This window comes from Flavobacterium cheongpyeongense (assembly GCF_003202435.1).
Classification (GTDB): Bacteria; Bacteroidota; Bacteroidia; order Flavobacteriales; family Flavobacteriaceae; genus Flavobacterium; species Flavobacterium cheongpyeongense.
This window is the reverse complement of record NZ_QJHK01000007.1, coordinates 143,236-164,170: the sequence shown is the minus strand read 5'-3', so window position 1 is coordinate 164,170 and position 20,935 is coordinate 143,236. Positions and strand designations below refer to the sequence as shown.

Below are 20,935 nucleotides of genomic sequence, written 5' to 3'. Positions count from 1 at the left end.
TTTGAAGTTCTAATTTACAACCGAAAATTGTGAGTCGTACAGATTTTTATAATAACCATCAGCTTTAGTCAGCAATTCGTGATGTGTGCCCTGCTCCACAATCAGACCTTTGTCCATGACCACAATTTTATCAGCGTTTATAATAGTGGCCAGGCGATGCGCAATCACAATAGAAGTCCTGCCCTTGGTAATCGTTTCAGTAGCACGCTGAATCAGTTCTTCAGAATACGTGTCAATTGATGAAGTCGCTTCATCTAAAATCAAAATACTCGGGTTGCTAACATACGAACGTAAAAAAGCAATCAATTGCCTTTGTCCGGATGAAAGCATAACGCCGCGCTCTTTTACATCAAAATCATAATTATCAGGAAGACTCATAATAAAATCATGAACACCAATTTTTTTGGCAGCATCAATTACCTGTTCGCGCGAAATTTCAGGATTATGTAGTGTGATATTGTTATAAATCGTATCGGCAAACAAAAATACATCCTGAAGAACAACCGCAATTTGTTTTCTTAAAGAAGCCAAAGTATAGTTTTCGATATTGTGTCCATCAATAAATATAGTACCACTGTTAATTTCATAAAAACGGTTCAGTAAGTTAATAATGGTCGATTTTCCGGCACCTGTTGAACCCACAATTGCAATTGTCTGACCTGAAGCGACAGAAAGATCAATACCTTTTATAACTTCCTCTTCCGGAATATAGCTAAAACGAACTTCTTTAAATTCTATGATTCCATTAAAAACAGGCGCTTCCAGAGTTCCGGTATCCTGAATATGATCCTTTGTATCAATAATGTCAAAAACACGATTGGCAGCAATCATCCCTAATTGCATCTCGTTAAACTTATCTGCTATCTGACGCAACGGATTAAACAACATCCCAATAAACATCGTATAAGAAAACAGATCTCCAAAAGTCGTAAAATCATCTCCGTTCAGGATTTTAAATCCACCAAAAACCACTACCAAACCTAAGGTAATAGACGAAATAATATCGGCAATCGGAAAGAATATCGAGTTGTATAAAATCGTTTTGATCCATGCAACACGGTGTTTGTCGTTGATGTTTTTAAAGTTTTCAGCTTCGATTTTCTCACGGTTAAACAGCTGGACGATTTTCATTCCCGTTACGCGTTCCTGAACAAACGAATTCATATTAGCAATCTGTGTTCTCACTTCTTCAAACGCCACCTGCATTTTACGTTGAAAAATTCGGGTAACATAAACCAGAATTGGCATAGCAACAACCACAATCCAGGTCAGTTTCCAGTTCATATAAAACATAAAAATAAGTACAACAAGCATTTTCATCAAATCACTTATAATCATAAACAAACCCTGACTGAAAATACGTGCAATCGACTCAATGTCCGAAACAGATCGTGTTACCAATTGCCCAACAGGAACCAAATCAAAATACTTCATTCTAAAGCTTAAAATATGTTTAAAAAGCTTATTCCGAATATCTTTTACAATATCCTGACCCAGCCAGTTCGCCCAATACACAAAATAGAATTGAGAAAGTACCTCCATCAAAAGCACAATACCCATCAGGATAATGTACATCAGTAAACCATTTTTGTCATGCGTTTTAATGTAGCCGTCAACGGTCTGCTTCAATAAATAAGGACGAAGTGCAGCAAAAACCGATAACGATATTGCAAAAACAATAACGCCGTAATAGCGCCATTTATAAGGTTTCGTATATTTTAAAATACGTTTAAATAATCCGGTATCAAATGCTTTTGCTTTCATTTATTTTTTATGCTTTAAGCAATAAGCTACAGGCAGTAAGCAGTAAGTTTAATGCCGGTAGCTTATTGCTATAAATAATCGTAATCAATTTTCGTTAAATATAAACCATGTGCAGGAACAGAAAACCCTGCTTTTTCTCTGTTTTTACTGGCAATTATATTTTCAAAATCAGCCAGCGAAATTTTATGCAGGCCAATATTAATCAAAGTTCCCACAATTGCCCGAACCATATTCCGTAAAAAACGATTCGCCGAAATGGTAAAAACCAATTTGTTATTTTCAGTTTCCCAATACGCTTCAAAAATCGTGCAATCAAATGTATTCACATCTGTATTTACTTTTGAGAAACATTGAAAATTGGTATGCTTCAATAAAATTTGCGAAGCTTCATTCATTAAATTAATATCTAATTTTTGATTCACATACCAGCTCAGTCCTTCCAAAAACGGATTTTTAACGCTATTGATATGGTATTCATACGTTCGCTTCGTGGCATCAAATCGGCAATGTGCATCATCATGAACATGAATCAGATTAAATATGGCAATGTCTTTTGGAAGATACGAATTCAGTTTATGTACTAAAACTGGAATATCAATTGGTATTTCAAAATCAAAATGCCCGTACATTTCTTCTGCATGGACTCCAGTATCAGTCCTTCCGGCGCCCATTACATTTACAGTTGAATTTAGCAAAACCGAAAGAGCTTTATTTAAAGTTTCCTGAACCGATGAAGCATTGGGCTGAAACTGCCAGCCATGATAATGTGTTCCGTTATAAGCAAAGTGAATAAAATATCTCAAGTGTTCTGAAGGTTCAAAGTGACAAGGCTGCAAAGGTACAAAGTTTTCTGTAGAGACGTACAGCTGTGCGTCTAAAGGTTTTGGTATTTTTTGATGTAGTGTCTCTATCAGACCAATAAAGTGCTTTGTGTAGAAATGCAACAATGTAATTCAAATTCAAAAATAGAATCTATAGACCTTAGGTGTTCAGAATTGCACAATCTCCTTTAAAAAACGTTAAAACCCAAAATTCAAATCATAGTTTATTCAGTAAAAAATCGTGTCATACAAATGAAATTCCAACGATATAAAAGAAGTATTTTTTTAGCGTTTATGTTCAAAAATGCCTAAAAGTTAAATTTTTAAATCAATGTATTTTAACAGGAAATATTTCTGTTATGTTTGTAGTCTAAATATTAAAACTATGAATGAAATTACTTCTTATTGGTGGATAATTTTAATCTTATTCTCCATTATTTTTTACAAATTTATTTTGCGTGTTTTCTTCGGAATGGTAATGGTTCCCGAAGATAAAATTGGTTTAGTAACCAAAAAATTCGTATTGTTTGGCGCAGACAAATCATTGCCAGATGGCCGAATTATTGCCACCAAAGGCGAAGCTGGTTATCAGGCACAAACATTAGCTCCGGGTTTATACTGGGGAATGTGGATCTGGCAGTATTCAATCGATATGACCGGATTTACAATAATACCGGAAGGTAAAATTGGATTGGTTTTGAGCAAGGACGGAAAAGAAATCCCAACCGGAAGAATTCTTGCCAGAAAAGTAGAAAGTGATAACTTTCAGGATGCTACAGCTTTCTTGAATAATGGAGGGCAAAAAGGGCGTCAGACTGCTTTTATCACCACAGGTTCGTATCGTATTAATACGTTTTTGTTTGAAATCGTAATTGCTGATCAGATCAAGATTTACGAAAACATGATTGGTATTGTAACGGCTCTCGATGGAGAACCGATTCCGCAGGGACAAATTGCAGGTAAATTTGTAAATGATCATAACAATTTTCAGGATTTTGACAAGTTTCTGGAAGACGGTGGAAATCGTGGTTTACAGCCTCAGGTAATGTTGGCCGGATCCTACTACATCAATACATGGGGGATTTTAATAGAGCAAAATCCAATGACCGATGTGCCAATTGGATATGTTGGGGTTGTCATTTCTTATATTGGAGAGGACGGTCAGGATGTAACAGGTGATACTTTCAAACACGGAAATATTGTTTCGAAAGGACAGCGTGGAGTGTGGATGGAACCATTTGGTCCGGGAAAATATGCTTTAAATAAGTACACGACAAAATTAGAAGCAGTCCCTACAACAAATTTAGTATTGAACTGGGCAAATGCCCGAAGCGAATCACACGATCTGGATAAAAATCTTTCCACGATTACGGTTCGTTCAAAAGACGGTTTCCCATTCAATCTGGATGTTGCACAAATCATTCATGTGCCGGCAGCAGAAGCACCAAAGGTAATTGCACGTTTTGGCAGCATGAACAATCTGGTTTCTCAGGTTTTAGAACCAACGATTGGTAATTATTTCAGAAACTCGGCTCAGGACAGCGATGTGATTTCGTTTTTGACAACGAGAAAAGAACGTCAGGAATCAGCTAAAAATCATATCAAATTAGTGCTTGACGAATATAACGTAAATGCAGTTGATACTTTAATAGGAGATATCGTTCCACCAGATTCACTGATGAAAACCCTAACAGACAGAAAACTGGCTGAGGAAGAACAAAAAACATATCAGACACAAAAAATGGCGCAGGAACAACGTCAGGGAATGGAAAAAGAAACCGCTATTGCAGATATGCAGAAAGAAATTGTACGCGCTTCCCAAAGTGTTGAAATTGCACAACGTACCGCTGATGCAACCGTTAAAAAAGCAGAGGGTGATGCGACCAGTTTAAAACTGAACGTAAATGCCGAAGCTGAAGCTACCAAAATGCGTGCAAATGCCGAAGCCGAAGCAACAAAAGCAAGAGCAGGAGCACAGGCAGAAGCTACAAAATTGAATGCAAGTGCAGAAGCAGAACGAATCTCAAAAACAGGTTTGGCTGAAGCCGAAAAAATTATGGCTATAGGTAAATCGACAGCAGAGGCCTATCAGCTTCAGGTTAGTGCTATGGGGGGAGATAATTTTACCCGTTATAAAGTAACTGAAGAAATTGGTAAAGGAAATATCAAAGTTATTCCAGATGTTTTAATTACCGGTAACGGCGGATCTGATGGTTCAATCAGTGGTCTGCTAGGATTAAAGCTAATGGAAATGATGGATACCAAAGATTCTAAAGACAGTAAAGAATTTAAAAATCCTAAAAAGCAATAATTAAAATAGCAATAAGTAGAGGCGAACAGCAGTGCGTCTAAACAAGAGTTGTAAAACCGATCGGCGAAAGCAGGTCGGTTTTTTTATAATTATACCCATTCAAAAAGGAAGGAAAGACCTATATTGCTGTGCATCTACAGAAAAAACCTTTGTATCTTTGGTTCTTTTAACGTTACAATTTTTTTAAATATTAGAACCTTATAATGAAAAAGATTCTTCTGCTTTCAGACACTCACAGTCATATTGATGATACTATTTTAAAATATGTGGCTCAGGCAGATGAAGTCTGGCATGCCGGGGATATTGGCGATTTAAACGTTACCGATACCATTAAAAAATTAAAACCGCTGCGCTGTGTTTACGGCAATATCGATGATGCACAGGCCCGATTAGAATTCCCGCTCAACAATCGTTTTTTTTGTGAAGATGTTTCAGTCTGGATGACGCATATAGGAGGATATCCCGGAAAATATAATCCTGCCATTAAAGAAGAAATGAAAAACAATCCGCCAAAATTATTTATTTGCGGCCATTCGCATATTCTGAAAGTGATGTTTGATAAAAAAAATAATTTATTGCATATGAATCCCGGTGCGGCAGGAAAAAGCGGTTTTCATCAGGTAAGAACGATGTTGCGGTTCGTAATTGAAAAAGATAAAATAAAAGATTTAGAAATTATCGAAATCGAAAAAAGAGTGTGATTCATCAGTTCATTACTAAGAATTAATTACAATAGAATATCCACTACGCATTATTTACTAAGGACTAACTACTAATAGGGACACTTATCTTAATCGAAGTTCCTTCATTTATTTTTGAATTTACATCAAATTTGCCATTTAGATTGTTGATTCGGGCTTTTATCTGGTTAAGGCCAAATCCTTCAACAAAATTGAAGTCATTTATATCAAATCCTTTTCCGTTATCAGTAATTTCAATAATTAATTCATTATTGTTTTCTGATAGTGAAACTTCAGCCCTGTTGGCCTCACTGTGTTTTATGATGTTATTGAGGAGCTCTGAAATGATAAAATAAAGTCTCGTTTCAAAAGTCTCTGTATATCTTTTTTTGTTTGAAATCGTATTCAGATATTCAAAGTGCAGATTCGAATTAGAGTATTTTTCGCATAAATCATCGAGTGCATATAACAATCCGAAACGAACCAGTAAAGTAGGCAGAAGATCATGCGAAAGATCCCTTACTTTGTCATGTGTTTCATCGAGAATAAATTTTGTTTTTATGATTTCATCAGGAACGGTGTTATGCTGGGATAAAAACACATTCAAGTGCATACCTGCTGATGACAAAGAAGCACTAATAGTATCGTGTAAAAACAAAGCAACTTTTTTTCGTTCACTTTCCTGTCCGTCTATACTGGCATTAATAATATTTTGATGTATTTTATTCTGAATGTTTTTTATCCTGTTTTTTTGTTTCAGTTTTGTATATTGATGAAAAAAGTAAAAAAAGATGGTTATAATAAGGAATAAAAGAACAATTGTGCTGAAAATTTTTTTGTGTTTGGATTGTTCTTCCTGTAATAATTTTTGTTTGTTTTTGTAGGCTGTTTCTATTTTGTCAACTTCCCTTTTAAATTCATCCAGTTCAAGATTAACGCCGGCAAGTTTTGTTTTTTTTTGTTTAGCTAAATCATCAATTTCATTAGTAAGCCGATTAAATTCGAGTATATTTTCATAGGCCTTTTTGTAATTTTTCTTTTTAAACAAAAAATCAGCATATTTTTGATGTGTTATGGATAAATCAAAATTCTCATGGCTTTTTTTTCCAAGTTCAATAGCTTTTAAAAAATAAAAATTCGCTTTTACAGTATCGTTTATATGATCATTGTAAACCCCATTTAGCATATTTACTGCACCATCAGTCGATTCATCACCATATTCTTTAAATTGATTTATATATTTTAAATAAGGCAAACCTGTTTTGAAATCTTTAATTTCAAAATAGGCCCAGGCAATATTAAGTTTTCGAAGATAAATTAATGACGTATCAGATGTACTATTGCAGTATTCAAGCGCTTTTTTGTAATGGATTATTCCTTTTTGATATTGTTTTTTTTCGAAAAAATAAATGTTTGCTAAATTGTTATGGATTTTACTTTTTAAGATATTATTATCTGTCTTATTGATATAGTATAAAGCTTTTATATAGTATGGAAACGCCTTATCAAGCATAAGTAAATCGTCAAAATTTACGCCTATTAAATTATAAGTACGTGCAATTAAATTATATTCATTAATAGCAATGGCATTTTTTAAGGCGATTCTCGATTTTTTTAAAGATTTTTCATAATCATTATTTTTCCAGTTTTCAGTAGCATCTGTTACTAATTTCTCAATTTCGTTTTTAGTCAGGATTTTATTTTGAGAATAAAACGGGTTGCTAAAACAAATTAGTTGTAAAAGAAGTAATGAAATAAATGAGGCTTTACGCATTTAATACAATTGTTATGGTATAATTTTTTAACATTTTGTTCAAATTTAATAATTAAATTTATTCTGATTAAAAAAAATATGTTATTATTGTAAACTAATAATTGTGTAGTAGTTAGCATAATTTTATATTCGAAAAATAGGGGTTTAATGATGGCTAATACAATAATTTGATGGTAAATAAAATTTATTTTGTAAGCACATAATTCTTTAAAGTGTTTAAAATGCTCAAGAAATTTAACTTAAATAAATACAATATGGCAAAGAGATTTTTAGAAGTAGCAGAAATTCAGGAATTAGCAAGAGAAGAACAAAAACAGTTGTTTTTTGCTGATGAAGAACAAACTGAAGAAGAAGAAACTGAAGAAGACAGAAAAGGTGGAAAAACTGACGCTTAATAATTGAAATTTAGTTTACAAAAAACTTGGTAAAAAATAAAAACGCCTCTAATATTTTAGAAGCGTTTTTTATTTAAAATACTTAAAACTTAAAAAGTGATTTAAACATTTAAAGGCACATTAATCAAGACAGAGGTTCCCTCATTAATTTTTGATCTTACATCAAACTTCCCATTCAGGTTATTTATCCTGGCTTTGATTTGATTAAGGCCAAAACCTTCAACAAAATTAAACTTATTGGTATCAAATCCTTTTCCGTTATCAGTAATTTCAATAATCATTTCGTTATTGTTTTCAATCAATGAAACTTCAGCCCTACTGGCCTCACTGTGTTTGATGATGTTATTTAGAAGTTCAGAAATGATAAAATAGAGCCTCGTTTCAAATTTCTCAGTATATCTTTTTTTGATTGGAATAGTATTCTGGTATTCAAAATGCAAAGTTGAATTGGAGTATTTTTCGCATAAATCATCCAAAGCATATAATAATCCAAAACGGGCTAATAAGCTAGGGATAAGATCATGCGAAAGATCACGTACCTTATCATGGGTTTCGTCTAATATTAATTTTGTTTTTGTAATTTCATCAGAAAGGCTGTCATGTTGCGCTAAAAACACATTCAGGTGCATTCCGGCAGATGATAAGGAAGCACTGATAGTATCATGTAAAAATAACGCAACTTTTTTGCGTTCGCTTTCCTGCCCGTCAATACTGGCATTAATAATATTCTGATGTATTTTATTTTGTATATCCTTAATTCTGTTTTTTTGTTTCAGTTTTGTGTTTTGATAAAAAAAGTAAAATAAAATAAGACTGATCAAGAATAAGGATAAGATGATAGTTGTCATCTTGTTTTTGCGGGCACTTTCAGAATGAAATAATTTTTCCCTTCTTTTGCTTTCAATCCCCATTTTATCTATTTCCCGTTTATATTCATCTATTTCGAGATTGATTCCTGCAATTTTTGCTTTTTTGGCTTTGTCTTCAAGATTGATTTCATCGTTTAACAGCTGAAATAAATACAGGGTTTTGTATGCGGCTTCAAAATTTTTATTTTTAGATAAAAATTTTGAATATTCCTGATAAATATAACATAAGTCTGATTTTTCATCATACTTAATGGCATTTTTTATTCCCTTTTTAAAACTGTAATCTGCTTTTTGCTTGTTATTTTTGTAAGTATAATACATACCATTAAGCATGTCGGTAACGGCAACAGTTGTTTCTATACCGTATTTATGGTTGTATTTATTGATGTATTTCAGGTAAGGATATCCTTCAGAAAAACGTCCAATGTCGAAATAAGCCCAGGCGATATTAAGTTTTGTAAAAAAAACCTGTGCTGAATCATTAGTTGCCCGGCTATAATATAGTGACTTTATGTAATAAGAAATTCCTTTTTCGTATTTTTTCTTGTCAAAACAATAAATATTACCAATGTTATTGTAAAGCCAGTTTTGAAGTTCTAAATTATTCGACTTTTCAGCATATATCAGACTTTTTTTGTAATAAAAAAGCGCTTTTTCTGGTTCGGATATTCCATCAAAATTGGCAGCAATTGTATTGTAGGCTTTTCCAATTAAGTTGTGGTTTTGTAATAAAAGAGAATGATTTAAGAGTTGTCTGGATTGTATGAGCGATTTTTCGTAATTTTCTTTATGAAGGTTTGCAGTGGCTTCATTATAAAGTTTTGTTAGTTCTTTTTCTGTGAAACTTTTTTTTTGACCTATAACAGGAATAGAAAACAGGAATATCCAAAATAGAGTTATAAAATTGCGAAAAGCCAACATAGTTAGAAATTAGTGTATAAAAATATAGTTTAAAAAATTTAAAATCAAATGTGTCATAATTTAATATGGTACTTTTTATTGCATGATTTTAAATATTCTAAGATTGGCAATATTACAAGAATGTTTTAGTAATTTATATGTTCATTATGCAAAAGCTGAAGTTTTTTTTAAAAGACAATTTTAAGATTTTATTAAATTGTTTTTAATAGCATATTTTACAAGTCCAATTGTGTTTTTTGTTTGAAGCTTTTTCATGATATTTTTGCGATGTGTTTCTACAGTATTGGTACTGATAAACAACTGTTCACTAATCTCCTTACCAGTGTATTCAAGTGAAATCAGAGTTATAATTTCTAATTCGCGACATGATAGAATTGAGTTTTCGGGAACAATATTCTTTTTGTTTAATTTAGGATTGTTTTCTGTAAAAGTATTGAAGATCTTTTCTCTTACGGAGTTGCAAAAATATTCTTCCCCCTGATTAACTACTTCAATAGCTTCAATTATATTCTCGCCTGCGCATTTTTTTGTCAGATAACCACTGGCACCTAAATTCATTACCTCTCTGATGATTTTTAAATCATCATAGCTTGATAAAATGATAACCTTGCAAGGATATCCTTTTTGTTGGAACTCCTTTAAGACTTCAATTCCGTCTTTTTCAGGCATACTCAGGTCTAATACCAGAATGTGAGTGTTATTGGCTGTTACTTCATCAAAAATATTCAAACCATTTGAGGATGAACCTACAATTTCGAATTCAGAAACAGTACTTAATAAATTTGTTAATCCATCAATAAGTACCAAATGGTCATCGGCGAGGTGTATTCTTATTTTATGTGTCATAAATAAATTTGAAATAACAATAGCGAAATTATGAAAAATCTACTTATAATATTGAATTTCTGGAATTTATTTTCTTTTTTGTTTGACAAATGTAGTGGGATTTGCACAAAAAAACCCGAATCATACAATTCGGGTTCTCTTCGCGCAATAAACTAAGTTTATAGGTTTATCTCAAACGATCCACAGATTTTACAAGATCTTCATCCTTTTTGATGGCCTTATTAGCTAAAACTAATAATACGATAGCAACAATTGGTAGAAACATCCCAATACCTTTCTCTGAAACAGTAGCTGCTTCTCCAGATAAATTTAGTGACCGATATACAAATAATCCTAATAAAATTAAATTTAATATGATGTTCAGCCTGCCCATGACAAACTGATTTTGTCTTTTTTTATATGAAATGATACTTATAATAGTAAGCATCGTACTCAAACCCAGTAAAATAGTGTAAAACTGATCCTGCATAAAATAAAAAGGCTTTCCATTATTAGATGTCCAAAGAGGAACAAAAAACAGTAATACTCCGTTTATCAAAAACGTCAGCAGTAAATATATAGTTTGAATTCGTTGTATCATGACCTGAAATTGTTTTACAAAAATATATTTTCTTTTTTATAAATACTATTGTATGATAAAATTTTATTCGTATTATTGCATCATAATACCGTAAGCACTTCATACTGCGGTCAATTCAAAAATAATTATCTACCTATTCTTTTTACAGTATTTCCTTTAAAATAATTAAATTCATAGAACATTCATGTTTGATATTTCTGCATTAAAAGAAATGAAGCTTTCTGAGCTTCAAGAAATAGCTAAATTAGCTAAAACTATAAAGTTTAATGGTGTTAAAAAAGAGACTTTAATCAGTCAGATTTTAGCGCACCAGGAAGCAACTTTAGCACCGCCTTTACCTGCTGTTGACCAGGCAGAAATAGCTGATGACAAACCAAAAAGAGCACGAATTGTTCCTGTGAAAAAAACGGCAATAAGCAAAAATGCTCCCGTTTTAGAATTTGATAAAGTAGAGGAAACTCCTGAAAAAATTGAAAGACCGGCAATTTCCAGACAAAAAGCAAAAATTCAGGAAGCTCCAAAAGCTGAAGAACTTGTTGAGAAGTCAACACTAGAGATAAAAGAACCCAAAATCGTAAAATTTAATAAATCTGCTTACGAGAAGAAAGTTGCTCAACAAAAAGAAAAAGAAACTGTAAAAGAAAGCAGTCCTGAGCAAACAGTTGAGAGTGAAAACACCGAACCAACTCCAATTGCAGAAAAAAAGGAACAAACTGCTCCGGTAAAAAAGATCAATCCGAATCAAAATAAAAATCCAAACCAGAACCCAAATCAAAATGGGAATGGAAACGGAAATAACGGCAACCAAAATCCAAATCATAAAAATAAAAAGAATAATAATTTCAGAGATTCAGACTTTGAATTTGACGGAATTATTGAAAGTGAAGGCGTTCTTGAAATGATGCCTGACGGATACGGATTCTTACGGTCATCAGATTATAATTATTTAGCTTCTCCAGACGATATTTATTTGTCAACTTCGCAAATCAGATTATTCGGTCTCAAAACAGGAGATACCGTAAAAGGAGTAGTTCGTCCGCCAAAAGAAGGTGAGAAATTTTTCCCTCTTGTTCGTGTGTTAAAAATTAATGGACACGATCCGCAGGTAGTTCGCGACAGAGTTTCGTTTGAACATTTAACCCCGGTTTTTCCTTCAGAAAAATTTAAGTTAGCCGAAAAAGGTAGTTCAGTTTCAACCCGTATTATTGATTTGTTTTCCCCTATAGGTAAAGGTCAGCGCGGTATGATAGTTGCACAACCGAAAACTGGTAAAACAATGTTACTAAAAGACATTGCTAATGCCATTGCAGCCAATCATCCGGAAGTTTATCTGATTGTTCTTTTGATCGATGAACGTCCTGAGGAAGTAACAGACATGCAAAGAAATGTACGTGGAGAGGTTATCGCTTCTACTTTTGACAGAGAACCACAAGAACACGTTAAAATTGCAAATATTGTACTTGAAAAAGCAAAGCGTCTGGTAGAATGCGGCCATGATGTCGTGATCTTATTAGATTCGATCACACGTTTGGCAAGAGCTTACAATACCGTTCAGCCTGCATCAGGTAAAGTTTTAAGTGGTGGTGTTGATGCTAATGCATTACAAAAGCCAAAACGTTTCTTTGGGGCAGCCCGAAATGTAGAAAACGGTGGTTCTTTGAGTATCATTGCAACAGCTTTGACAGAAACGGGTTCTAAAATGGATGAAGTTATCTTTGAAGAATTTAAAGGAACTGGTAACATGGAACTTCAGTTAGATCGTAAAATTGCCAATAAGCGTATTTTCCCAGCAATCGATCTTACGTCTTCAAGTACACGTCGTGACGATTTATTGTTAGATGAAAAAACCCTGCAAAGAATGTGGATCATGCGTAAATATTTATCAGATATGAACCCTGTAGAATCTATGGATTTCGTAAACGACCGTTTCAAGAAAACCAGAAACAACGAAGAGTTTTTGATTTCGATGAATGATTAATAAAGGTTCTGAGTTTTTAATTTATTGAGCTTTAGTGTGCTATAGTAAAAAAAAGGATGAGATTATGTATTTCATCCTTTTTTTTATGCTTAAATCTAAAAAAATAAACCTAGAGTCTACTCAGAATCTCAGTAATTTATATCATTTATGCATGTTTATGCTGTTTTTATATGCACGCACAAATGGTATTGAATTATTTTTTATCAACTATGAGTCTATTCTCCCTGTTTGCCAGTTCCCAGGCAACAACAAAAGCCAGTTGGGTTCTTTTAGTCAACGCATCAAATTCAATTTTTTCTGCTATATCATCTTTTCCATGGTAATCTTCATGAACTCCATTAAAAAAGAAAACCGCCGGAATACCATGTTTTGCAAAGTTATAGTGGTCAGAGCGTTCGTAAAAACGATTTGGGTCTTTAGGATCATTGAATTTAAAATCCAAATCCATTTTGATGTATTTGTCGTTTTGTGATACAACAGCCTTGTGTAAATCAGTAGATAGTCTGTCAGCTCCAATTACATATACGTAATTGTTTGTTTTAGCATGTTCTGTATCGCGGCGTCCAATCATATCAATATTAATATCAGCTATTGTGCTTGTTAAAGGAAATAATGGATTTTCAGAGTAATATCTCGAACCATGCAACCCGTGCTCTTCACCTGTTACGTGCAGAAATAAAATAGAACGTTTTGGGCCGTGTCCGTCTTTTTTTGCTTTTGCAAAAGCTTTCGCCATTTGTAATATAGCTACTGTTCCTGAACCATCATCATCAGCACCATTATAAACTTCACCATTCTGGATACCGACATGGTCATAATGAGCAGAGATTACCAGAACTTCATTCGGTTTTTCTGAACCTTCAATGAATGCCCAAATATTCTCTGAATCCGGCAGGTTTTCATTGTGTCTTGCATTTAAAAAAGATGCAGGAATAGGTTGGTAATAATCAGTAGCTCCTTTTGGAAACGGAATTCCGTTTTTTTTGTATTGCTCTATCATGTAAAGTCCTGCTTTCTTTTGTCCTTTTGAGCCCGTTTCACGGCCTTCCATTTCATCAGAAGCCACAACGTAGAGCATGGTTTTTAAATCTTTTTCAGAAATATATTTAATGTATTTGGCTGGGTCTGAATTATCTTTAGAAATAACCGATTGGGTGTTTTTACATGAAAATGCAGAAACAACAAATAATAAAATTGCAATTTTTTTCATTCTAAATTTCTATAATGGAATTATTTTTTAAGTGTCTCATTCAAAAAAAGCTGTAAATGTTCAAATGCTCTTTTTGCTGCAACTGCATTATAGGCAGCACCCTTAGAATTATCATTTCCAGCTTCCGGATTTGTAAATGAATGTACTGAATTTGCATAGTAAATCATTTGCCAGTCTGCTTTTGAATCGCGCATTTCCTGTTGAAAAGAAGCAATTTCTTCTTTTGAAACAAATGGGTCATCCGCTCCGTGGCATACTAAAACTTTAGTTGAAATCGATTCGGTTTTTCTGACAGAATCCTTGCCTAAACCACCGTGAAAAGATGCTACACCCTTTAGCTTTAGTCCTCCTCGTGCAGCTTCCAAAACTCCTGTTCCTCCAAAACAATATCCGATTGCTACGATATTGTCAGCATTCGCACCAGATTGGATTAACTGATCCAAAGCCAGTTGAATTCTTTTTTGATAAGCCAGATAGTTGTTTTTGTAAAATCCTGCCTGTTTTCCTGCGTCAGAAGTATTTTTCGGATAATTTCCTTCTCCATAAATATCCGCTATGAAAACGGTATAGCCCAGTTTTGATAAATCTTCCGCAATTTCTTTTGAAGCATTGTCTATTCCGAGCCATGCCGGCAAAAGCAAAACCCCAGGATTTTGTTGGTTCTTTTTAGCTGATTTTATGGATAATCCATTTAGAACCTGATCTCCGTCGCTGTATTTTACAGTTTTTAATTGTGCTTTCATACTACCAAAAAAAAGCATGGTAACTAAAAATAAGAGTGTTGATTTTTTCATGATTTTTACAATTTTAAACAAATATCTGAAATATAATAGTACAAAACACCTTGATTTTTTTCTTTTAATGGATTTGAAAAGAATTTAAAGGATTGAAAAATTATAATTTTAAATGTAATTTGTGAAGTTTTAAAGCGTAATATTTCTTTTAAAAGCACACCCCAATTCAATAATTGAATCCGTTTTGGCTATACCTGAAATACGGTCTATTTTTTCGTAAAGTACTTTTCTCATGTGTTCGTGATTTTGAGCTATGATTTTGATGTAAAGTGTAAAAGAACCGGTAACATAATAGCACTCCGTAATTTCTGGTATGGTTTTTAATTCTTCGATAATTCTTTCTGAATCCGAATCTTTATTGAGTGTGATTCCGGTAAATGACGCCCAGTCATAGCCAATTTTCTTTTCGTTTATCAAAGGCTTGATTCCCGAAATAATACCTTGTCCAATTAGTCGGTTTACTCGTTGATGCACCATAGTGTTTGAAATTTTCAGGGAAGTGGCAATAGATGAAAAGGCCATTCTGCCATCTTTTTCAAGTTCTTTGATAATTCTGATGTCAAATTCGTCTAAAGTGTCCATTATTTGTAGTTTTGAAATTAAAATTAACTTTTATTTCTGTTATATTGTTTTAAATTGACTTTTTTATAGGTAAATAAAGTCAAAAGTAGTGTTTTTTATTGCTAAACAATATAATATGATTATTTTTGTAAAAGCTAAAAATTAATAAACATGTCACATCTGCAAGAAATACTTTCCGCCAAATCAGAAGTTTTAATTGAAAAAGAAAATAAATACGGAGCCCATAATTATCATCCGCTGCCGGTCGTATTAAACAGGGGAGAAGGTGTATATGTCTGGGATGTTGACGGTAAAAAATATTATGATTTTTTATCGGCTTATTCTGCTGTAAACCAAGGGCATTGTCATCCTAAAATTGTGGGGGCAATGGTTAATCAGGCTCAAAAACTGACGCTGACTTCACGTGCTTTTTACAATGATAAACTAGGAAATTACGAAGAGTTTGTGACTAATTATTTTGGTTTTGATAAAGTACTGCCAATGAATACAGGTGCCGAAGCAGTTGAAACCGCTTTGAAATTGTGCAGGAAATGGGCTTATGAAGTAAAAGGGATTCAAGAGAATCTGGCACAAATTATTGTTTGCGAGAATAATTTTCACGGAAGAACCACCACTATTATTTCTTTTTCGAATGATGAAAGCGCACGTAAAAGTTTTGGGCCATTTACAGAAGGTTTTATAAAAATTGAATATGATAATCTTGATGCTTTGGAAAAAGTGTTGGAAGCATCGAATAATATTGCCGGTTTTCTGGTCGAACCAATTCAGGGAGAAGCCGGAGTATATGTACCTGGTGAAGGATATTTGGCAAAAGCAAAAGCCCTTTGCGAAAAACATAACGTTTTGTTTATTGCAGATGAGGTTCAGACCGGAATTGCCCGTACCGGAAAATTATTAGCGGTTCATCACGAAAATGTACAGCCCGATATCCTGATTTTAGGAAAAGCAATTTCTGGTGGAGTTTATCCGGTTTCGGCAGTTTTGGCGAATAACGAAATTATGAATGTCATCAAACCGGGACAACACGGATCTACTTTTGGAGGGAATCCTGTTGCAGCAGCGGTTGCCATTGCAGCTCTTGAAGTTGTAAAAGACGAAAAATTGGCTGAAAATGCAGAACGTTTAGGAATTATTTTAAGAAAGGGCTTAAACGAAATTGCAGAACGAAATAACTTAATTACACTGGTTCGAGGTAAAGGTTTACTAAACGCAATCGTAATTAATTCTGATGAGGAATCCGATTTGGCATGGGAAATTTGCCTGAAATTCAGGGATAATGGTTTGTTGGCAAAACCAACCCATGGAAACAAAATCCGTCTCGCTCCGCCTTTGGTTATTACCGAAAATCAAATTCAGGAATGCCTCCAAATTATTGAAAAATCGCTGAATCATTTTAGAAACTAAAGGTAGTTAGGAATTAAATTATTTCTAACAGTGTTATTAAAAAAGCCGTTTCATGCTGAAGTTATAGCTTCAAATGATACGGCTTTTTATTCTAAAAACTCTTTTTTAACGAATCGCATCAGGCACTACTTCTTCATTAGTAATCCTTGAAAGATTAATGCCAGTTTCTATAACAGATAAAGTGTGAATATGCCTGCGGAAAATTACCTAAAAAGCGCTTGGTCTCAAACTCGATATCTTCACTAAATACGGCAGTTCAGTATAATATTTTAGAAAAGGTAAAATGCCTTTCATTATCTTCCGTAATTCCTCATCATTTTCGGTATCGTTGCAGAAAGTAATAAGCAGCTGATTGCTTATGTTTAGGCTAAATAGACTCAATTAGCAATTCTGAATTAATTAGAGTAATTTTAGATAGTGAAAATAAATTAATTTTTTTAACCTGACTAGTAATAAATACTTATATTTGCAATAAGTATTTGTACTTAGTTTTTATATTTGTAAGATGATACAAGTTACCGAAGCTTTAACAATCATAGCAGAAAACAGTTCGAAAATGCCATTGCAAAATAGAGCAGTGAGCAAAGCTTTAGGGTATGTCTTGGCAGAAACGGTTTATTCGCCAATTGTAATGCCGCCGTTTCGCCAGTCGGCTATGGATGGTTATGCTTTTATTCATAGTGAGAAACATCAATATAATGTTATCAGTGTTTCTCGGGCTGGGGATCATTCCAATATAAAACTGAAAGAGAACGAAGCTGTCCGGATTTTCACAGGAGCTTTTGTTCCTGATGATGCAGATACCGTGGTGATGCAGGAACATGTGATGGCAAATGAAAACTCGATTTTGATATCCAGGATGCCTGAAAAATTTGCAAATGTCAGGGCAAAAGGGGAGCAGATTAAGAAAGATGAAGTTGTTTTTGAAGTCAACACTCTAATTACACCTGCTGCAATTGGTTTTCTTGCTTGTTTGGGAATCACAGAAGTTACAGTATATAAGAAGCCCAAAGTAGCTATTTTAGTTACGGGAAATGAATTGGTAAAGCCCGGTAAAAAGTTGCCAAAAGGAAAAATTTACGAAAGCAATTCGGTAATGCTGAAGGCAGCTCTTCAGACAATTGGTGTAGAGAAAACAAAGGTTTTTAAAGTTAAAGACAATCTTAAAGCAACAAAAAAGGCCTTAAAAGACATATTAGAAAAATATGATGTGGTTTTGATTTCGGGCGGAATTTCAGTTGGGGATTATGATTTTGTAAAAGAAGCATTACTCAAAAACGGAGTAAAGGAGCTCTTTTATAAAATCAATCAGAAACCTGGTAAACCAATGTTTTTCGGTTCAAAAAATGAGACTTTGGTTTTTGCCTTACCCGGAAACCCTGCCTCATCACTCACTAATTTTTATGTATATGTGTATCCTGCAATCAGAAACCGAATGGGGTTTGCAACGATTCATTTGCCAAAATTAATCCGGAAATTAAATTCAGATGTCAAAAATACTTCCGGAAAAACATTGTTCTTAAAAGCTTTATATGATGAAACTCACGTTACCGTTTTAGACGGGCAGAGTTCAGCAATGCTCAACACTTTTGCAACAGCAAATTGTTTATTAATAGTTCCGGAGGATGCAGAAATGATTAAAAAAGAACAGTTTGTGAATTTATTACCGATTGATTAAAGATTAAAGAATAAAGATGATAAATATTAGTATGTATATAAAAACACATAGAAACAACCTGAAATAAAAAACAAATGCAGTTACTTAATTCCGAAAATATAATCTTATTCAGCTTTGCATTAATCGTGATTGCGTTTTTGTATTCTAGTGTAGGGCATGGCGGAGCATCCGGCTATCTGGCTTTAATGACCATTTTTGCTTTTCCGGTGGCGATTATGAAACCTTCGGCGTTGTTGCTGAATTTGTTTGTCTCAAGTATTTCGTTTTTCTTTTATTACAGAATGAATTATTTTAAGCCTAAGCTGTTTTATCCGTTTGCGATTGCGTCAATACCTGCAGCATTTATTGGTGGATTCGTTACTTTGGATAATACTATTTATAAAATTGTTTTAGGAATTGTATTGGTTTTTGCAGCACTTAGATTATTCGGGATATTCAATTTTAAGGAAAAAGAAGCCGTTCAGATAAAATTGCCTTTTGCATTGTTAATCGGATTTGTAATTGGTTTGTTGTCAGGAATGCTGGGCATTGGTGGAGGTATTATCTTAAGCCCTGTTTTATTGTTTTTAGGTTGGGCTTCTGTAAAAGAATCGGCAGCCATTTCAAGCCTTTTTATATTTGTAAATTCATTTGCAGGAATGCTGGGCTTTTTTCTGGGAGGAAAAATTATTCCGATAGAAAGCTGTTATCTGGTTCCAATTGCTGTAGTTGGAGGAATATTAGGCGGATTTTACGGAAGTGGTTATTTTTCGAACAAAACCTTAAAAATGGTTTTAGGAACAGTGATTTTAATGGCAAGTGTAAAATTGATTTTTCCTTAAAAGAAGAAAAATATTTTGAGATATAGAAACAGTGAAACGCTTTTAAACATAAAGAAAAGCTATGTTTTATATGTTGAAAAAAGAAAGCTTGGTAAAACCTGAAATGTTAAACCTGAAACAAAACTAATTAACGATGAAATCACTAACAGCATTTATTCTTTGCGGAGGCAAAAGCTCCCGAATGAGGTCAGAGAAAGGATTGGTTTTATTTCAGAAAAAACCATTTATAGAGCATATCATTCAGGCGATTTTGCCCGTTACTGAAAACATTTATTTAGTAACCAATACCAAAGAATACGATTATTTGCCATATCAGAAATTAGCAGATATTATTAAAGACAAAGGTCCCTTGGGCGGAATTTATACAGCATTAACAAATTCAGAAACCGAATTTAATTTAATACTAAGTTGTGATATTCCATTAATATCTACTGAATTGTTGTCTGAATTGATTTCAAAACACAATCAGGAAGCCTGGGTTACGGTTTTTGCTTCGGCTAGCAGAATGCATCCGTTAATAGGACTTTATTCGAAAGAGATATTACCCGATATTAAAAATGCCATTGATACTGATCAATTAAAATTAATGGATTTAATTGCAAAAGTGTCACATCAGATTATAAAAATAGAAGAAAGCGATAACCTTCCTTTAACCAATATTAATTCGGCTGACGAATTAGACAACCTGAATATCAATTTAAGCTAATAGAGTATGAAAAACGTAATAATACCAAAGTTAACAGTAGTAGGCGCAGGCCCGGGAGATGTAGAATTGATTACGCTGAAAGCTGTTAAAACGTTAGAAAATGCCGACGTAGTTTTATATGATGCTTTAGTTAATGAAGAATTACTGCAGTATGCCGCCAAAGCAGAGATTATTTTTGTAGGCAAGCGTTTAGGATGTCATGCCTATACGCAGGACCAGATTAACGAATTGATTGTTTCGATGGCAAACCGTTACGGCCATGTGGTACGTTTAAAAGGCGGAGATCCGTTTATTTTTGGGCGTGGAAGTGAAGAAATAGAATATTCAGAAAAATTTGGTTTAGAAACGGCCGTTGTTCCCGGAATTTCATCTGCATTAGGGGTTCCCGCATCTGTAGGTATTAGCTTGACACAGCGCAAGGTAGCTGAAAGTTTCTGGGTCATTACAGGAACCACCTCCAGTCATGAGTTATCAAAGGATGTGCAATTGGCTTCAAAATCGGCAGCTACTGTGGTCATCTTGATGGGCATGCATAAATTAAACGAAATCGTTGCTATTTATAAAACCAATCGCACAGACGACCTGCCGATTGCCATTATTCAAAACGGAACTAAAGATTCAGAGCAAAAAGTGGTTGGAAACATTAGCTCAATTACTGAATTAGTTGCCGAAAAAAATATTTCATCTCCTGCAATTATCGTCATCGGCGAAGTGGTAAAAAACACGTCAAGACTGACTTCTTATTTTCAGGAACATTTGGAAGATGAGTTTATATTTCAGAATTTAAATTTATAGCAAAGA

The 20,935-nt window shown here is 33.7% G+C and carries 18 protein-coding genes; 9 read left to right on the top strand and 9 right to left on the bottom strand.

What is annotated here, in order from left to right; translation table 11 throughout:
- Positions 1-9: 9 nt before the first annotated feature.
- Positions 10-1,764, bottom strand: coding sequence for an ABC transporter ATP-binding protein (locus tag DMB65_RS10350; RefSeq protein WP_110306572.1), 1,755 nt, complete (start codon positions 1,762-1,764; stop codon positions 10-12).
- Positions 1,765-1,832: 68 nt separating this feature from the next.
- Complete coding sequence (gene truA / locus DMB65_RS10345) at positions 1,833-2,567, bottom strand: tRNA pseudouridine(38-40) synthase TruA (RefSeq protein ID WP_110306571.1); 735 nt, start codon at positions 2,565-2,567, stop codon at positions 1,833-1,835.
- Positions 2,568-2,970: 403 nt separating this feature from the next.
- Between truA and DMB65_RS10340 the strand changes: the two genes are divergently transcribed.
- The gene (locus tag DMB65_RS10340; RefSeq protein ID WP_110306570.1) at positions 2,971-4,896 is read left to right on the top strand and encodes an SPFH domain-containing protein; all 1,926 of its coding nucleotides are present in this window, start codon (positions 2,971-2,973) and stop codon (positions 4,894-4,896) included.
- 203 nt (positions 4,897-5,099) lie between these two features.
- Positions 5,100-5,597, top strand: a complete 498-nt coding sequence (locus DMB65_RS10335) for a metallophosphoesterase family protein (RefSeq protein ID WP_110306569.1) — start codon at positions 5,100-5,102, stop codon at positions 5,595-5,597.
- A 64-nt stretch (positions 5,598-5,661) separates the two neighbouring features.
- Here the strand turns inward: DMB65_RS10335 and DMB65_RS10330 are convergent, their stop codons facing one another.
- Complete coding sequence (locus DMB65_RS10330; RefSeq protein ID WP_110306568.1) at positions 5,662-7,350, bottom strand: tetratricopeptide repeat-containing sensor histidine kinase; 1,689 nt, start codon at positions 7,348-7,350, stop codon at positions 5,662-5,664.
- Positions 7,351-7,604: 254 nt separating this feature from the next.
- On the opposite strand from DMB65_RS10330, the gene DMB65_RS22125 reads away from it, so the two are divergent.
- Positions 7,605-7,745 carry a hypothetical protein gene (locus DMB65_RS22125; RefSeq protein ID WP_165834910.1) on the top strand — a complete coding sequence of 47 codons (141 nt, stop codon included), beginning with the start codon at positions 7,605-7,607 and terminating at the stop codon, positions 7,743-7,745.
- 101 nt (positions 7,746-7,846) lie between these two features.
- On the opposite strand, the gene DMB65_RS10325 is transcribed toward DMB65_RS22125, so the two are convergent.
- The 3 genes from DMB65_RS10325 to DMB65_RS10315 all read right to left on the bottom strand — a co-directional run bounded on the left by DMB65_RS10325 (position 7,847) and on the right by DMB65_RS10315 (position 10,961).
- Positions 7,847-9,535 (bottom strand): tetratricopeptide repeat-containing sensor histidine kinase, encoded by a 1,689-nt coding sequence (locus DMB65_RS10325; RefSeq protein WP_110306567.1) that lies wholly within the window; start codon positions 9,533-9,535, stop codon positions 7,847-7,849.
- Positions 9,536-9,715: 180 nt separating this feature from the next.
- Positions 9,716-10,381 carry a response regulator gene (locus tag DMB65_RS10320; protein ID WP_110306566.1) on the bottom strand — a complete coding sequence of 222 codons (666 nt, stop codon included), beginning with the start codon at positions 10,379-10,381 and terminating at the stop codon, positions 9,716-9,718.
- Between the two features lie 166 nt (positions 10,382-10,547).
- A complete protein-coding gene (locus DMB65_RS10315) occupies positions 10,548-10,961 on the bottom strand; it encodes a DUF4293 domain-containing protein (RefSeq protein ID WP_110306565.1) in 414 nt (137 codons plus the stop codon).
- A 184-nt stretch (positions 10,962-11,145) separates the two neighbouring features.
- Between DMB65_RS10315 and rho the strand changes: the two genes are divergently transcribed.
- A complete protein-coding gene (rho, locus tag DMB65_RS10310; RefSeq protein ID WP_110306564.1) occupies positions 11,146-12,939 on the top strand; it encodes a transcription termination factor Rho in 1,794 nt (597 codons plus the stop codon).
- Positions 12,940-13,132: 193 nt separating this feature from the next.
- Here rho and DMB65_RS10305 read toward each other — a convergent pair whose 3' ends face one another.
- From DMB65_RS10305 to DMB65_RS10295, 3 genes are all read right to left on the bottom strand, one after another.
- Entirely contained in the window at positions 13,133-14,149 is a 1,017-nt protein-coding gene (locus DMB65_RS10305) for a M28 family peptidase (protein ID WP_110306563.1), read from the bottom strand.
- Between the two features lie 20 nt (positions 14,150-14,169).
- Positions 14,170-14,943: a dienelactone hydrolase family protein gene (locus tag DMB65_RS10300; RefSeq protein ID WP_110306614.1), complete on the bottom strand. Its 774-nt coding sequence runs from the start codon at positions 14,941-14,943 to the stop codon at positions 14,170-14,172.
- A 129-nt stretch (positions 14,944-15,072) separates the two neighbouring features.
- Complete coding sequence (locus DMB65_RS10295; protein WP_110306562.1) at positions 15,073-15,525, bottom strand: Lrp/AsnC family transcriptional regulator; 453 nt, start codon at positions 15,523-15,525, stop codon at positions 15,073-15,075.
- Positions 15,526-15,675: 150 nt separating this feature from the next.
- Here DMB65_RS10295 and rocD point away from each other — a divergent pair, with 150 nt between their 5' ends.
- The 5 genes from rocD (at position 15,676) to cobA (ending at position 20,929) form a co-directional block, all read left to right on the top strand.
- Positions 15,676-16,929, top strand: a complete 1,254-nt coding sequence (gene rocD / locus DMB65_RS10290) for an ornithine--oxo-acid transaminase (RefSeq protein ID WP_110306561.1) — start codon at positions 15,676-15,678, stop codon at positions 16,927-16,929.
- A 505-nt stretch (positions 16,930-17,434) separates the two neighbouring features.
- Positions 17,435-18,607, top strand: a complete 1,173-nt coding sequence (locus DMB65_RS10285; RefSeq protein ID WP_110306560.1) for a molybdopterin molybdotransferase MoeA — start codon at positions 17,435-17,437, stop codon at positions 18,605-18,607.
- 74 nt (positions 18,608-18,681) lie between these two features.
- Positions 18,682-19,428, top strand: a complete 747-nt coding sequence (locus tag DMB65_RS10280) for a sulfite exporter TauE/SafE family protein (protein ID WP_110306559.1) — start codon at positions 18,682-18,684, stop codon at positions 19,426-19,428.
- A gap of 133 nt (positions 19,429-19,561) precedes the next feature.
- Positions 19,562-20,134, top strand: a complete 573-nt coding sequence (locus DMB65_RS10275; protein WP_110306558.1) for a molybdenum cofactor guanylyltransferase — start codon at positions 19,562-19,564, stop codon at positions 20,132-20,134.
- Between the two features lie 6 nt (positions 20,135-20,140).
- The gene (cobA, locus tag DMB65_RS10270; RefSeq protein ID WP_110306557.1) at positions 20,141-20,929 is read left to right on the top strand and encodes a uroporphyrinogen-III C-methyltransferase; all 789 of its coding nucleotides are present in this window, start codon (positions 20,141-20,143) and stop codon (positions 20,927-20,929) included.
- Positions 20,930-20,935: the final 6 nt, after the last annotated feature.